At 33.9% G+C, this 16,070-nt stretch carries 18 protein-coding genes and 1 pseudogene; 18 read left to right on the top strand and 1 reads right to left on the bottom strand.

The features are described 5' to 3' along the window. The first annotated feature begins 16 nt into the window (after positions 1-16). The 18 genes and pseudogenes from atpE (at position 17) to ACWCL1_RS02935 (ending at position 15,049) form a co-directional block, all read left to right on the top strand. On the top strand, positions 17-241 hold the full coding sequence (gene atpE, locus ACWCL1_RS03020) for a F0F1 ATP synthase subunit C (RefSeq protein WP_454545459.1): 225 nt from the start codon (positions 17-19) through the stop codon (positions 239-241). A 53-nt stretch (positions 242-294) separates the two neighbouring features. Further along, positions 295-816 carry a F0F1 ATP synthase subunit B gene (gene atpF, locus ACWCL1_RS03015; protein ID WP_454545458.1) on the top strand — a complete coding sequence of 174 codons (522 nt, stop codon included), beginning with the start codon at positions 295-297 and terminating at the stop codon, positions 814-816. After that, a complete protein-coding gene (locus tag ACWCL1_RS03010; protein ID WP_454545457.1) occupies positions 803-1,348 on the top strand; it encodes a F0F1 ATP synthase subunit delta in 546 nt (181 codons plus the stop codon). Before atpF ends, ACWCL1_RS03010 begins: the two co-directional genes overlap by 14 nt. Before the next feature lie 15 nt (positions 1,349-1,363). Next, positions 1,364-2,875, top strand: a complete 1,512-nt coding sequence (atpA, locus tag ACWCL1_RS03005; protein WP_454545456.1) for a F0F1 ATP synthase subunit alpha — start codon at positions 1,364-1,366, stop codon at positions 2,873-2,875. 18 nt (positions 2,876-2,893) lie between these two features. Further along, on the top strand, positions 2,894-3,841 hold the full coding sequence (locus ACWCL1_RS03000) for a F0F1 ATP synthase subunit gamma (RefSeq protein ID WP_454545455.1): 948 nt from the start codon (positions 2,894-2,896) through the stop codon (positions 3,839-3,841). Positions 3,842-3,859: 18 nt separating this feature from the next. Next, the gene (atpD, locus tag ACWCL1_RS02995; RefSeq protein ID WP_454545454.1) at positions 3,860-5,269 is read left to right on the top strand and encodes a F0F1 ATP synthase subunit beta; all 1,410 of its coding nucleotides are present in this window, start codon (positions 3,860-3,862) and stop codon (positions 5,267-5,269) included. A 13-nt stretch (positions 5,270-5,282) separates the two neighbouring features. Next, positions 5,283-5,705, top strand: a complete 423-nt coding sequence (locus ACWCL1_RS02990) for a F0F1 ATP synthase subunit epsilon (RefSeq protein WP_454545453.1) — start codon at positions 5,283-5,285, stop codon at positions 5,703-5,705. Positions 5,706-5,863: 158 nt separating this feature from the next. Next, positions 5,864-6,106 carry a DUF1146 family protein gene (locus tag ACWCL1_RS02985; RefSeq protein ID WP_454545452.1) on the top strand — a complete coding sequence of 81 codons (243 nt, stop codon included), beginning with the start codon at positions 5,864-5,866 and terminating at the stop codon, positions 6,104-6,106. Positions 6,107-6,119: 13 nt separating this feature from the next. Next, a complete protein-coding gene (gene murA, locus ACWCL1_RS02980; protein WP_454545451.1) occupies positions 6,120-7,427 on the top strand; it encodes a UDP-N-acetylglucosamine 1-carboxyvinyltransferase in 1,308 nt (435 codons plus the stop codon). Between the two features lie 153 nt (positions 7,428-7,580). Further along, a complete protein-coding gene (gene mreB / locus ACWCL1_RS02975) occupies positions 7,581-8,576 on the top strand; it encodes a rod shape-determining protein MreB (protein WP_454545450.1) in 996 nt (331 codons plus the stop codon). Positions 8,577-8,580: 4 nt separating this feature from the next. Continuing rightward, complete coding sequence (gene yidD, locus ACWCL1_RS02970) at positions 8,581-8,868, top strand: membrane protein insertion efficiency factor YidD (RefSeq protein ID WP_454545449.1); 288 nt, start codon at positions 8,581-8,583, stop codon at positions 8,866-8,868. A gap of 12 nt (positions 8,869-8,880) precedes the next feature. Continuing rightward, positions 8,881-9,099, top strand: coding sequence for a DUF2969 domain-containing protein (locus tag ACWCL1_RS02965; RefSeq protein ID WP_454545448.1), 219 nt, complete (start codon positions 8,881-8,883; stop codon positions 9,097-9,099). A 31-nt stretch (positions 9,100-9,130) separates the two neighbouring features. Further along, a complete protein-coding gene (locus ACWCL1_RS02960; RefSeq protein WP_454545447.1) occupies positions 9,131-10,333 on the top strand; it encodes an FtsW/RodA/SpoVE family cell cycle protein in 1,203 nt (400 codons plus the stop codon). A gap of 142 nt (positions 10,334-10,475) precedes the next feature. After that, positions 10,476-11,465, top strand: coding sequence for a DNA-processing protein DprA (locus tag ACWCL1_RS02955; RefSeq protein ID WP_454545446.1), 990 nt, complete (start codon positions 10,476-10,478; stop codon positions 11,463-11,465). 87 nt (positions 11,466-11,552) lie between these two features. Continuing rightward, positions 11,553-12,707, top strand: a complete 1,155-nt coding sequence (locus tag ACWCL1_RS02950; protein ID WP_454545445.1) for a D-alanine--D-alanine ligase family protein — start codon at positions 11,553-11,555, stop codon at positions 12,705-12,707. Positions 12,708-12,962: 255 nt separating this feature from the next. Next, a complete protein-coding gene (locus ACWCL1_RS02945; RefSeq protein WP_454545444.1) occupies positions 12,963-13,511 on the top strand; it encodes a DNA-3-methyladenine glycosylase I in 549 nt (182 codons plus the stop codon). 102 nt (positions 13,512-13,613) lie between these two features. Further along, positions 13,614-14,039 carry a MerR family transcriptional regulator gene (locus ACWCL1_RS02940; RefSeq protein WP_454545443.1) on the top strand — a complete coding sequence of 142 codons (426 nt, stop codon included), beginning with the start codon at positions 13,614-13,616 and terminating at the stop codon, positions 14,037-14,039. Beyond that, a pseudogene (locus tag ACWCL1_RS02935) lies at positions 14,020-15,049 on the top strand (zinc-binding dehydrogenase). The gene ACWCL1_RS02940 and the pseudogene ACWCL1_RS02935 overlap by 20 nt, the downstream one beginning before the upstream one ends. Before the next feature lie 24 nt (positions 15,050-15,073). Here the strand turns inward: ACWCL1_RS02935 and ACWCL1_RS02930 are convergent. Further along, entirely contained in the window at positions 15,074-16,048 is a 975-nt protein-coding gene (locus ACWCL1_RS02930) for a glycosyltransferase family 8 protein (RefSeq protein WP_454545442.1), read from the bottom strand. Between the last annotated feature and the right edge of the window lie 22 nt (positions 16,049-16,070).

Genomic DNA, 16,070 nt, shown 5'->3' with positions numbered 1-16,070 from the left:
AAGGAGGATGTAATATATGACAACAGGATTAGCTTTACTAGGTGCAGGACTTGCAGCAGGGCTTGCAGCTTTAGGTACAGGTATTGGTAACGGTTTAATTATTTCAAAAATGATTGAAGGAGTTTCACGTCAACCAGAATTAGAAAGCAGATTACAAACAAAGATGTTCATTGGTGTTGGTTTAGTTGAAGCTGTTCCTATTATTGCAATTGTTATTGCATTCATGTTATACGCTAAATAGGCCTTCTACATTAAATAACAACAGTTATTCTTGAATGAAGGAGGTGTCAATAGATGTATTCAACATTTTTACTTGGCGATGCTAGCGTACAATGGGGAGACTTTCTTTTTTATTTAGTCTTATTCATTGTAATGGTATTGATCGTTAAAAAATTTGCATGGGGCCCAGTTACAGAAATGATGGATAAACGGGCTACAAAAATTTCAAATGATATTGACTCAGCTGAAAAAGCACGCAAAGAAGCTGAAGAATTAGCTCAAAAACGTCAAGCTGCTTTAGATGATTCACGAAACGAAGCTGCAGACATTATCGATCGTGCAAAACAAAATGGTGAACAACAAAAGGCTTCAATTGTCAATGCTGCAAATGAAGAAGTTAAGACAATGAAGGCCAACGCTAAAAAAGACATTCAACAAGAAAAGCAAGATGCCTTGTCTAGCGTAAAAAACGATGTCGCTGAATTATCTATTGAAATTGCTTCGAAGATTATTCAAAAAGAATTGGATCAAGAAAGTCAAAAACAAATCGTTGATTCATATATTGAAGGGTTGGGAAAGCAAAATGGCAATAGATAATGCAACAGTTGCACGTCGTTATGGCAAAGCCCTTTTTGAAGTTGCGCAAGAACAAAATTCGCTTGCTGAAACGGCAGAAGAATTAAATCAAATTAAAGCAGCTTTAGAGAAAGAACCTGGATTAGTCGTTTTTATGACAAGTCCTCAAATCGATGAAAAAGTAAAAAAAGATACTTTAAATGAAATTACTAAAAATGCTTCAAGTTTAGTGGCTAATTTATTAAATATGTTATTTGATTACCATCGAATTTCTAACTTAGAAGCAATCATCGATGAGTTTAACAGACAATATGATGCAAAGCGTAAAATTGTTCGTGCAACCGTAAGAACAGCGATTGCACTTGATGAGCAACAAAAAGATCGACTTGCAAAAACGTTTGCTAAGTTAGAAGATGCAAATCAAGTTATTTTAGATGAAAAGGTTGATCCAAGCATTATTGGTGGGGTGATTTTACAATCACAAAATCATATTTATGATGGCTCAATCAGATCTAAAATTGAACAAGTTAAACGTCTGTTATTAAAAAGATAAAGAGGTGAGACTTTTATGAGCATTAAGGCTGAGGAAATCAGTGCTCTTATTAAAAAACAATTAGCAGATTATCAAGAAAATTTATCTGTTGATGAAGTTGGTACTGTTACATATATTGGTGATGGTATTGCTCGTGCTAACGGTCTCGATAACGCCTTATCCGGTGAATTAGTAGAATTCCAAAATGGAGTTTATGGAATGGCTCAAAACTTGGAATCAACAGATGTTGGGATCGTTATTTTAGGTGATTTCGACGGAATTCGCGAAGGCGATACAGTTAAGCGGACAGGCCGTATTATGGAAGTTCCTGTTGGTAAAGAATTGATTGGTCGGGTTGTTAATCCTTTAGGTCAACCAATTGATGGGTTAGGCGAGATTAAAACTGATAAAACACGTCCAGTAGAACGAAAAGCACCTGGTGTTATGGATCGACAATCAGTTTCCGAACCACTTCAAACTGGGATTAAAGCGATTGATGCTTTAGTTCCAATTGGTCGTGGTCAACGTGAATTGATTATCGGGGATCGAAAGACTGGGAAAACTTCACTTGCAATTGATACAATTATCAATCAAAAAGATCAAGATATGATTTGTATTTATGTTGCAATTGGACAAAAAGAATCAACTGTACGTGAACAAGTAGAAACTTTACGTAAATTTGGAGCAATGGATTATACAATTGTCGTTTCAGCGGGACCATCAGAACCTGCACCAATGCTTTATATTGCTCCTTATGCAGGTGCTGCAATGGGTGAAGAATTCATGTTTAATGGTCAAAATGTTTTGATTGTTTATGATGATTTATCAAAACAAGCTGATGCTTATCGTGAATTATCATTGATTTTGAGAAGACCACCTGGTCGTGAAGCTTATCCTGGCGATATTTTCTACTTGCATTCACGGTTACTTGAACGTGCTGCTAAGTTAAATGATAAGCTTGGTGGAGGTTCAATGACAGCTTTACCATTTATTGAAACTAAAGCCGGAGACGTTTCAGCGTACATTCCAACTAACGTTATTTCAATTACAGATGGACAAATCTTCTTAGATAGTGATAAATTTTATGCTGGAATTCGTCCAGCGATTGATGCCGGTACTTCAGTTTCCCGGGTTGGTGGAGCTGCGCAAATTAAAGCAATGAAAAAAGTTGCCGGAACATTACGTTTGGATTTAGCTTCATATAATGAATTGAAATCATTTACTCAATTTGGTTCAGATTTAGATGAAGCTACTCAAGCTAAATTGAATCGTGGACGTCGTACAGTAGAAGTATTAAAACAACCATTGCATAAGACATTACCTGTTGAAAAACAAGTTTTGATTCTTTATGCATTAACTCATGGATTCTTAGACAATGTCTTAGTAGATGATATTTTAAGATTCCAAAATGAAATGTTTGATTACTTTGATAGTAACCATAAAGATTTACTTGATGAAATCAAAAAGACTGGTAATTTACCAGATACTAAAAAGCTTGATGAAGCAATTAAAGAATTTGCAGATACATTTCAAGCAAGTAAGAAATAGAAAGGGTGGTGAAGGCTGATGGCTGAATCTTTACAAAATGTTAAGCGTCGAATTAGTTCTACTAAAAAAACGCAACAAATTACAAATGCCATGCAAATGGTATCAACTGTAAAGTTAAATCAAATTCAAAAACATACTCAAGGTTATCAAGTCTATGCCGCCAAGATTCGAAGTGTAATTACTCATCTTGCCAAATCACATTTATTAGATAGTACTTCAGGTATGTCTAGCAATGCTAATGGAATTAATACATTAGGAATGTTACAACAACGTCCGGTTAAGAAAATTGGAATTGTTGTAATTACGTCTGATCGTGGCTTAGTTGGTAGCTATAACTCAACTGTATTAAGAGAAACAATGAATTTAATTCAAAAGGTGAGTCAAGCTGAAAACAAAAAAGATGATATTGTGATTTTAGCAATCGGTAATACAGGAATTGATTTCTTTAAACAACGGGGATACAACATTGGCTATGAATATACTGGTGTAAATGATGTTCCTAAATTTAAAGAAGTCCGTCCAATTGTGCAAACAATTGTAACCATGTTTGCCGGTGAAGCATATGATAAATTATATGTATGCTATAACCACTTTGTTAATACACTGACATCTGCATTTCGTGCTGAACAAATGTTGCCAATCACTGCTGAAAATGTAGGTGACATGGAAGATGACGCTTTAAGCGATTCAGCAAGTGGTAAGTTTACGCCTGAATATGATACAGAACCTTCACAAGATGCTATCTTGGAAGTTGTTTTGCCTCAATATGCTGAAAGTTTAGTTTATGGCGCAATTTTAGATGCAAAAACTTCTGAACATGCATCTAGTTCAACTGCGATGAAGTCAGCATCTGATAATGCAGATGATATTATTTCTTCATTACAATTGCAGTATAACCGTGCACGTCAAAGTGCTATTACTACTGAAATTACTGAAATTACAGGTGCACAGGCTGCATTAGAATAATATGGGAGGAATTTACGAATGAGTACTGGTAAAGTAGTTCAAGTTATCGGTCCTGTCGTTGACGTTCAATTCCCTTTAGATGAATCTTTGCCTAAGATCAATAACGCGCTTCATGTAAAACGCGAGGATGGAACAAACTTAGTAATTGAAGTTGCTCTTGAACTTGGTGATGGAGTAATGCGGACAATTGCGATGGACACAACTGATGGCTTAGTACGTGGTACTAAAGTTACAGATACAGGTTCATCAATTAGCGTTCCAGTAGGTGATGATACACTTGGACGGGTATTTAACGTTTTAGGTGACACAATTGATGATGGACCTAAATTTAGTGATGATCATAAACGTAATCCAATTCACCGGAATGCTCCAGCTTATGATGAATTACATCCCGGAACAGAAATTTTGGAAACTGGGATTAAGGTTATTGACTTGTTAGAGCCTTATATCAAAGGTGGAAAAACAGGTTTATTTGGTGGTGCTGGTGTTGGTAAGACCGTTTTAATTCAAGAATTAATTCACAACATTGCTGAAGAACATAATGGGATTTCAGTATTTACAGGTGTTGGTGAAAGAACACGTGAAGGTAATGACCTTTACTATGAAATGAAAGAATCAGGTGTTTTAGAAAAAACAGCCATGGTCTTTGGACAAATGAATGAGCCACCTGGAGCTCGTATGCGGGTTGCATTAACAGGATTAACAATTGCGGAATACTTCCGTGATGTTGAAGGCCAAGATGTATTGTTATTCATTGATAATATTTTCCGGTTTACACAAGCTGGTTCAGAAGTTTCAGCTTTGCTTGGCCGGATTCCTTCTGCCGTAGGTTATCAACCAACATTGGCAACTGAAATGGGTCAATTACAAGAACGAATTACTTCAACTAAGAAAGGATCAATTACATCAATTCAAGCTGTTTATGTTCCAGCTGATGATTATACTGATCCTGCTCCTGCAACTACATTTGCTCACTTGGATGCAACTACTAACTTGGAACGTTCATTAACACAACAAGGGATTTACCCAGCCGTAGACCCATTGGCATCAACTTCAAGTGCTTTAGCGCCTGAAATTGTTGGGGAAGAACACTATAAAGTTGCAACTGAAGTGCAACACATTTTGCAACGCTATCGTGAATTACAAGATATTATCTCTATTTTAGGTATGGATGAATTATCTGATGAAGAAAAAGTAGTTGTTGCACGTGCACGTAGAGTTCAGTTCTTCTTATCGCAAAACTTCCACGTTGCTGAACAATTTACAGGTCAACCAGGTTCATATGTTCCAGTTGAAAAGACTGTTAAGGACTTTAAGGAAATCTTGGAAGGTAAATACGATGATTTACCAGAAGATGCTTTCCGTTCATGTGGACCAATTGAAGATGTAATCAAGAAAGCAAAACAAATGACAGAAAATCTCGATTAAGGAGGGGTCTCAAATGAGTGACAAACCTGAATTAACCGTATCTGTTGTAACTCCTGATGGCAAAGTGTATGAAAAAAAGACTTCATTTGTGATTTGTAAAACAATTGAAGGTGAACTTGGGATCATGCCTAATCACGTACCAGTTTTAGCATCACTTGCAATCGATGAAATTCGGGTACAAACTGCTGAAAACAAGTATGATGAAATTGCTGTTAGTGGTGGATTTTTAGAGTTTTCTGATAATGTATTATCAATTGTTGCTTCAGCAGCAGAACGTAAAGAAAATATCGATACATCACGAGCAAAACGTGCACGTGATCGTGCTGAAAAGCGAATTGAACAAGCTAAAAATGCACACGATGTTGATGAATTGAAACGGGCTGAAGTTTCATTGAAACGTGCAATTAATCGAATTAAAATTTCAAATACTAAATAAAGTATTTACTGGCGGTGATTTAATCACCGCTTTTTTTTATGTAATAATATTGAAAATGCTAGCGGAATTTACGCAAAGAATATTAATGTTTGCCAAAATATGGCTTGTAATATTGTTATCTAAATGGCAAATATGATATTATAAATTCAAGCTAAGGGATGAGGGATAGTATGAGACAAATCGGAATCAACGCACTGTTAAACCTAATTAGTAATTTTATGTTTATTTTAATTGCATTTATAGCTTTACGAAGTCTGCGTTTAGACTACTATGTGAACGAAAGTAAGCAACAGGCATTTAAATTGGTTCTCGTACTAGTTTCAACGGCTATCGGATTTCTAGTTAGTCAATTCTTCCTAAACTTCATTGATAGTGTTAGAAATTTAGGATATCTATTGTAATGGAGGATTAGTGTTGGAAAAAATAATTGTTCGTGGTGGAAACAAGTTAAAAGGTACAGTTGAAATTGAAGGCGCTAAAAATGCAGTTTTACCAATTTTAGCAGCTTCAATTTTACCAACTGAGGGCCGTACAGTTTTAAAAAATGTTCCCATCTTGTCAGATGTATTTACAATGAATAATGTAATTCGCTTTTTGAATGTAAAAGTTGGCTTTGATGAAGAAGCAAAGGAAATTGCAATTGATTCAACGGGAGATTTATCATATGAAGCACCTTTTAAATATGTTTCAAAAATGAGAGCTTCAATTGTAGTATTAGGACCACTTTTAGCGCGAGTAAAACATGCTAAGGTTGCTATGCCAGGTGGATGTGCAATTGGGTCAAGACCAATTGATCTTCATTTAAAAGGGCTTGAAGCAATGGGAGCTAAAATCATTCGTGATGATGGTTACATAGAAGCAACAACGGATGGTTTGAAAGGTGCAAATATTTACTTAGATTTTCCAAGTGTAGGTGCTACTCAAAATATAATGATGGCAGCAACTTTAGCTCAAGGAACCACAATCATTGAAAATGTTGCACGTGAGCCGGAAATTGTTGATTTAGCAAACTTTTTAAATAAAATGGGTGCCAAAATTACTGGAGCAGGTACAGAAACCATTAAAGTTACAGGTGTAGATCATCTTCATGGAACAGAACATTATGTTGTTCAAGATCGAATTGAAGCAGGTACCTTTATGGTTGCAGCAGCAATTACTCAAGGAAATGTTTTGATTAAAGATGCAATTGAAGAACACAATAAACCTTTAATTTCAAAACTTGAGGAAATGGGTGTTCAAATTATTCAAGAAGAAAATGGAATTAGAGTGATTGGACCGGCTGAATTAAAGGCAGTAAATGTAAAGACGTTACCTCACCCAGGTTTTCCAACTGATATGCAACCTCAAATTAGTGTAGCTCAGTTGGCAGCTAATGGAACAAGTACATTAACAGAAACGGTTTTTGAAAATCGGTTTATGCATCTAGAAGAGTTACGTCGAATGAATGCTAATTTTAAGATTGAAGGAAATGCAGCAATTTTAAGTGGACCAACTGATTTTAGTGGTTCAGAAGTAGCAGCTACTGATTTACGTGCAGCTGCAGCATTAGTATTAGCTGGATTAATTGCAAAAGGAATTACTCAAGTTACTCATTTAGAGTATCTTGATCGTGGATATTGGCATTTTAATCAAAAGCTTTCTGCTTTGGGGGCTGAGATTAAACGTGTAAATGATATCACTGAAGCTGAAATGAAAGTTGAATCAGCTGTTGAAAATAGCTAATTATTAAAGAGGGATTGGAAGTAAGTCCGATCTCTTTTTTATTTTGAGTTTTGCTGTTATTTTTGAAATTTTTTTAATTGACTCTTATTTCTGTGGTATAATAATTTAGATATATCCTTAATTTGAGTAATGAGTTATTGAAGGAGAATTTATATGGCAAAAGACATTGGAATTGATTTAGGTACAGCAAATGTGTTAATAAATATTCAAGGAGAAGGAATCGTTTTAAATGAGCCTTCTGTTGTTGCGATAAATTCAAAATCTAATAAAGTCTTGGCTGTTGGATCTGAAGCATATCAAATGGTAGGACGAACACCTGGAAGTATTCGGGCAATTCGACCATTGAAGGATGGAGTAATTGCAGATTTTGATATCACAGAACAAATGCTTTCATATTTTATTAAAAAGTTAAATGTGAAAGGTTTTATGTCTAAGCCAAATATTATGATTTGTTGCCCAACTAATACAACTGATGTTGAACACAAAGCAATTCGACAAGTTGCAGAAAAAATTGGTGGTGGCAATGTTTACCTTGAATTAGAACCTAAAGTTTCAGCAATTGGTGCAGGATTAGATATTTTTAAGCCATTTGGTAATATGGTTATTGATATTGGTGGGGGAACAAGCGACGTTGCGTTTTTATCACTTGGCGATATCGTAGCAAGTCGTTCATTAAAAATGGCTGGTGACCATTTAAATATGGACATTTTAAACTTTGTTAAAAAAGAACATGGATTACAAATTGGTGAACGGACAGCTGAAAAAGTTAAGATTGAAATTGGAACAGTGATTAAAGGTCATCGTAATGAAGAAATTGATGTTCGAGGACGTGATACAGTAACTGGATTGCCAAGAACAATTACATTGAAATCAGATGATATTGAACCTGTTTTGAATGAAACAATGATGAATGTGGTTGATGCTGCTAAAGAAGTGTTAGGAATTATTCCACCTGAATTATCTGCTGATACAATTGATCATGGAATCATGATGACAGGTGGCGGTGCATTACTTGATGGTTTAGATCAATTATTAATAGACAATTTAAATATTCCAGTTCATATTTCAGAAACTCCACTTGATGATGTTGCTATTGGAACAGGAATTTTATTAGAGAAACTTTTAGGTAGCAATGGTCAAAATAAATAGTTAAATGTTAAAAAAATTTTTTATTTGGCTAGTAAAGCAATATCAAAGATTTATTTCGCCTTTATTTCCACCAAGTTGTCGGTATTATCCAACATGTTCTAATTATACTTTGCAAGCTTTAAAAAAATACGGAACATTTAAAGGACTTTTGATGGGAATTGCGCGAATTTTAAGGTGTAATCCATTTGTAAAAGGTGGATATGATCCGCTTCCAGATCATTTTTCTTTACAGCGAAATAATAGCTGGAAAGATGACCCGAAAGAAAACTTTTTTTATGATGATGAAAAGTAAGGAGGTAATTAGGTGTCAAAAAAAACAAAAACAATTGAATTGATTGAAGATGAAAAAATAATTAATGGAGAAAAAATCTCTGAGTTAAAATTAGGCGATCAATCTTTAGGAACAATTAAAGATGAAGATCATAAATTTATCGCCAGTCTTCCAAGTGGCGATGCATTTAATGCAAAAAGTCATGAAGAAGCTGTTAATCTTTTAATCAGTCATTACCACTTACATTCATAATAATTACGCATTACGCAAAGGAGTCAATAAATTGGGTAATAGTAAAAGTAATCGTAGAGTCAAAAGTAATGATGATCGGATTGACTGGGGAATTGTATTTTCTGTTCTCGTTTTGGCAGTAATTGGAATGTTATCGATTTATGTTGCCGTTGAACATGATACTAGTAATACGAATGTAACAAGAGCATTAGTATCACAAGCAATGTGGTATGTTTTCGGAATTATTGCAGTGGTCATCATTATGCAATTTGATGCGGAACAACTTTGGAAAATTGCACCAATTGCGTACGGAATCGGAATTATGTTGCTGTTTTTGCTACTGTTTTTATATAGTCGCTCATATGCAGCTCAAACGGGTGCTAAAAGCTGGTTCGCAATTGGATCATTAACTTTTCAACCGTCTGAAGTAATGAAACCCGCGTATATTTTGATGCTGGCGCGGGTTATTGTAGAGCATAACTCGGAAAATCCACAGCATACTCTTCAAACTGATTGGAGATTGCTTGGAAAGATGGTTTTATGGACTTTACCAATTGTCATTTTGTTAAAATTACAAAATGACTTTGGGACAACACTTGTATTCCTTGCAATTTTTGGTGGAATGGTCTTAGTTTCAGGAATCTCTTGGAAAATCATTGCACCAATTTTTGGTGGCTTTGCACTTTTAGGTGGTTTAGCACTTTATCTTGCAGTTTTTGATCGAAGTATTTTACTTCATCTTGGCTTCCAAAATTATCAATTTCAACGAATTGATGCATGGTTACATCCTGAAAATAGTACTACTGGATCCAGTTATCAATTATGGCGCAGTATTGAAGCCATTGGATCAGGACAATTATTTGGTAAAGGCTTTAATGTTTCAAATGTGTATGTTCCAGTTCGTGAATCAGATATGATTTTCTCTGTAATTGGAGAAGACTTTGGATTTATTGGTGGCTGTGTATTAATTTTTATTTACTTGCTACTAATTTTTCAAATGGTTCAAGTTACTTTTGAAACACGTAATGAATTCTATGCATATATTTCTACAGGTGTTATTATGATGATCTTGTTCCACGTGTTTGAAAATATTGGGATGAGTATCGGATTACTTCCATTAACAGGGATTCCATTACCATTTATTAGTCAAGGGGGATCTTCCTTGATTGGTAATATGATTGGGATTGGTTTAATTATGTCAATGAGGTATCATCATAAGAGTTATATGTTTAGTAATAATTCAGACTTTAGCTAAAATGAAGTATTGATAAAAATTAAAACTTTTTATTTAAAAGACTGTGTTTCACAGTCTTTTTTTAGGAGTGAATATTTGGATAATCTAACCTAAGATTTTATACTTTAATTAAAGATGAAATATGTATAGAAAAGAGTCAAAAATGAATAATGATCAACTTACAGAATTGATTTTAGCATTAGAAATGATTAAAGGAGTAGGACCAAAAACAATTTTAAATTTTTTTGAGGCGATCTCTCCTCAAGCGATTCTTAAAGAATTTAGTAATATGAAACAAAATTCAGTAATTAACAAGCGAATAAATGAAGGCACATTAAATTATCAATTATGGCAAAATATGCTAATCAAAGCACATGAGTTGCTACAAAAGTCACGTGAAAAGGGAATGATCGTTTTAAATTATCAAGATAATGATTATCCAGATAATTTACGAAGTTTGAAACATTTTCCTTTAATTATTTATGTCAAAGGTAATGTCAAAGCTTTGCAAGGGCCTTCAGTAGCTTTTATTGGAACTAGAAGACCAACCGAATTGGGGTATAAAATGTCTCAAAGGATGGCTTATCAATTTGCAAATGATGGTTTAACCATCATTAGTGGACTTTCAATTGGAACTAATACAGCTGCTCATCAAGGTGCATTAGAGGCTCAAGGAACTACAGTAGCTATTTTAGGACATAGTTTGGAACAACCCATTTATCCTAAGGAAAATGAACAATTAGCAACTGAAATTTTAAGACATGGTGGCGCATTGATGTCAACTTTTAGTTTGGGTGCAATTGTACGCCGACAGTTTTTAGCAGCAAGAGATGAGTGGGAAAGTGGCTTAGCAGATGGCTTAGTAGTTGTTGAAACTGATCAAAATGGAAAAACAGAATCTGCTTTACAGCATGCGCTTAGACAAAATAGACCAGTTGCAATGTTAGATCACCGTCAATATCCTAAAATCAAAAATGTAATGGACATACCGCAAGCTATTGGCAATCAAGAATTTATTCGCAAACAACAAGCTTTTCCTCTATGGGATAAGGAAAGTTTACGCAAATTTGAACATGTTATGGCAGAATCAAGAATTAAATTTTTAAGAAAAAGTAAAAGAGATAAACAGTTGAGGCAAATTCAATTATTCTAAAGAGTTTCAAATGAAATTTTATTGATTTCATGATATAATAAAAACTCAAGTTATGTACGAAAATTTATACAAAAGGTGATAAAATAAATGGATAATAACAAAAAATTACATATTGCATTGTTCTTTGGTGGAAATTCATCAGAACATGATGTTTCTAAACGATCAGCACATAATATCTATGATGCATTGGATAAAGATAAATACAAAGTTTCAGTTTTCATGTTTACTAAAGAAGGATTTTTATTAGGAAATAAAGACTCATTAAGAATTTTTAATGGTGAACCTGAAGATGAAGTTGTTGCAGAAGCAACTAAAGATGTTGATTTTTCAAATCCTTTAGCAAATATCCAAAACTTATCAGAAGTTAAGGATGTTGATGTATTTTATCCAGTTATTCACGGAAATATGGGTGAAGACGGAACAGTTCAAGGTTTATTCCGTCTTTTAAATAAACCTTGGATTGGAAGTGGAATTGCAGCTTCTGCAAATTCATTTGATAAGGATTTAACTAAGCAATTATTGACATTACATGGTGTTCGTAATACTAAGTATGTGGTAGTTACACCAGAAACACGTGCAGATTTCCCATATAGCAAAATTACAGCTGAATTAGGTGAAACAGTTTTTGTTAAGCCAGCACGTCAAGGTTCATCAGTGGGAATCAATAAAGTTTCTTCAAAAGAAGAATACGAAGCAGCAATTGATGAAGCTTTCCGCTATGACTATAAAGTAATGGTTGAAGAAGCAATTAAGAGTCCACGTGAAGTAGAATGTTCTGTATTAGGAAATCGTGATCCAAAGTATTCAAAACTAGGTGCGGTTGATGTAAATGGCGACGAATTCTATGACTATAATAATAAATTCGTAGATGCTTCTGGAGTTGTATTTGAAATTCCAATTGAGTTACCAGAAAAATTAACTAAGGAAATTCAAGAAATGTCAATTAAGGCATTTAAAGCATTAGACAACCGCGGATTAGCACGAATGGATTTCTTAGTTGATGAAAATGATGTGCCTTATTTAGGAGAAGTAAACACATTACCTGGGTTTACAAATATTTCACTTTATCCACAATTATGGGAAGTTTCAGGAATTAGCTACTCAGAATTAATTGATAAATTAATTCAACTTGCAATTGATGAATTTAATGATAATGCTAAATTACATTATGACTTTACAGAATTAGGAACAGAAAAATTAGGTAAAGGTTTATTAGACAAAAACGGACAACACCGTGACTAAGATAGGAAGCTGTGACATATGTCACAGCTTTTTTTCTATATCCATATAATCGTGCTCCAAAACAAACGGGCATGCCTGTAAGTTCAAAAACCTCCGAATCTTCACTGCGTGATTCGTTCGGATTTTTCCTTACAGCATACCCTTTTCTAATGTTTTGTCACAACTTCTTTTTTGTATGTTTTTGCTTGTTTTAATTTTTTATATTTTTTTAGAATTTTTTCGTTATTTGCGTATATGTATAGTGGAGGTGATCTAATGAAATGTCCATGGACATATAATGCAAAGAAGAATATGCAAGAATTTCATGATAAAGTTTGGTGCAAGCCAATTCACGAAGAAAAGGAAATGTTTCGGCGACTATGTTTACTTACATTTCAATGTGGATTAAAATGGCAGGTGATATTAGATAAAGAAAAAATTTTAAACACAATCTTTTTTGATTTTGATGCACAAATTTTAGCTAATTTCGATCAAAATGACCCTTATTTTCAAAAAAAGATTCCTGGATCAATTAATAATCAAAGAAAAATTAAAGCAGTGCTTGATAATGCTAAAAATTTAATCCGGTTGCATCAAAATGGATATACTTTAGAAAAAATCGTGTGGGAATGCACAAATAATCGAATAATTAATAATCAATGGACAAATGAATTTCAAATTCCAACTGAAAGTGAGTTATCACGCTTCCTAGCAAAAAAGATGAAACAAGCAGGCTTTTGTTTTGTTGGATCTAAAAGTATGTATGCATATTTACAAATGGTGGGAGTTATAAATGATCATTTGGTAGGATGTGAGAACAAATAAAACATGAGTCGGTATAATAAAATTTTTCTAAATTAACTCTTGCCTTATAGTGCACATGAAGGTTTATTATAAAAATGTGATCATTGAATGTAGGTGATATTTATGAATATTTCAAAAGTCAGTAAAAAGTTAAATTTGACGCCAAATACATTAAGATATTATGAACAAGAAAAATTGATTCCGCCAGTTCATCGGGACGCAAATGGTTATCGTGATTATACGGGCTATGACTTAAACTGGATTTACTTTCGTAAGTCAGGAATGTCAGTAGAAGCCATTGCAGAATATACAAAGCTCTTTTTAGAAGACCGCCATCAAACCATTGATGCACGTAAAGAAATTTTAAAAAACGAGCGGAATCGAATGCAACGTGAGATTGAAAAAATTCAACAATCCATTGCACTTATTAATCATAAGCTTGATATTTATGACGGTAAATTTCAATTTGCTGAAGATCAAATTGATCCGTACATTCAACATAAACTAATTTTTAAAGGAGATGTTGATAATGAGAATCGCAACATTTGAAGGCAAGGGGAAAATTAGAATAAAGGAAGCTGCTAAACCAACAATTCAAAATGATGAAGATGTATAATCATCAAGGTGATTCGGACTTGCGTTTGTGGTTCGGATTTATGGGCTTATCGGCATGATGAGCACTTGATTAATGATGGACATGAGGGCACTTGGAATTGTTGAAGAAACAGGTGCAGCAATTACAACTGTAAAAAAAAGGAGATTTTGTAATTGCTCCATTTACACATGGATGTGGTCATTGTGCTGCTTGTTTAGCAGGTTATGATGGAGTTTGCTTAAACCATGAAGTTAATTTCAGTTCCGATGCTCAAGCTGAATATATGCGTTTTCAATATGGTCAATGGGCTTTAGTGAAAGTTCCAGGAAAGCCCACTGATTATACTGAAGAAATGTTAAATTCGTTATTAACATTAGCTGATGTAATGGCAACAGGATATCATGCAGCCAGAACAGCTAATGTTCAAAAGGGAGATACTGCTTTGGTAATTGGTGATGGTGCAGTTGGATTATGTGCAGTAATTGCAGCTAAAATGCGCAAAGCAAAACAAATTATTTTAATGAGTCATCATGAAGACCGTGCTCAATTAGGAGTTGAATTTGGAGTTACTGACATTGTTAGTGAACGTGAAGAAGAAGCAATTCAACATGTGATGCAATTAACTGGTAACAATGGTGCTGATGCAGTTTTAGAATGTGTAGGTGCAAAGCAATCTTTCAATCAAGCAATTGCATGTGCACGTCTAGGAGCTAAAATTGGTCGTGTTGGCTTACCACATGTTGATAATATGGATCCTGCACAAACATTTTATCGCAATGTTCAAATTGCAGGTGGACCTGCATCAGTGACGACATACGATAAACAACAATTACTAAAAGCGGTTCTAGATGGTCAAATTAATCCGGGAAAAGTTTTTACAAAAGCATATGATTTTAATGAAATTAATCAGGCTTATCAAGATATGGCGGATCGAAAAACAATTAAAGCATTAATTAAGATGTAAAAAAAAAGCGCCTTTGGCGCTTTTTTACTTCTTAATTAATTGAATCTGTTCTCCATTTTCACGAGCATGTTTAAAGGTATTATCTGCTTTGGCAATATCATAACATTTGGCAAATAGCTTATCAAACTTAGCTTTTTCTGTTTTACGTTTTTCATCAGTTGTGTGAGCATTTTGTTCTTTAATATAGTCAGCACAAGGACACTTATCAACATATTTCCAGAAATATTTTTCATACATGATGCCTTTAAAATACCAAGGTTTATAAAATAAATTATAGTGAACAATTTTAGGATCCTTGATTTCTTCATCATCATATTTGTGATCTTTAGGCATTGCGTTCCACTTATTATCAAGGTATAAAATTCGGCCATTAGCAATTTCATTTAAGTAATCTTGATCAACTGCAACACAATAGAAGTAATATTTTTTCATTAAATTAAGAAAATGAGTTGTAAAGTGCTCTTCGCGAAATGCTTTCATATTAATTATAAGCATTCCAGAATTAATATAGTCTTTGAAAGGTAATCCAAGAGCATCTTTAATGTATACATGAACTGGTTCAACATACTTGATTGAATTATCCTCAGTAGCAGCAACTAAGTTATCACCAAGCTTTACATCATATAGTTTTTTTAAGTCGGATAAAATAACTGCATCAGCATCGATGTAAATCCCTTTATCATATTGAGGAAACATATCAGCTAAAAAGAGGCGATAAAAAATTGTTCTTGTAAAAAAGTCAACTTTTAAATAATTTTCTTCACGATCTTGAATAATGCTTAAGTCAATATCGATTAAACGATTATCAACTTTAACATTAGTAGTTTCCATTGACTTTAAAAGTTGTTGATTTTTGGCACTTAATCCGCGATGAATAACATAAACGTGATAGTTATTATTTGGATCAGCATTTTCAATTAATGATTGAATTGCCACCGTTAAATATGGTGTAAAATTATTATCAACTGTAAAAAATACAGGAATTTCTTGTTTTATCATAGTATTTCTTCCTTATGTTTAA

It is taken from the genome of Ligilactobacillus sp. LYQ135 (assembly GCF_053711055.1).
Note: the sequence above shows the minus strand (reverse complement) of the source record. Positions and strands in the feature narration are given on the sequence as shown.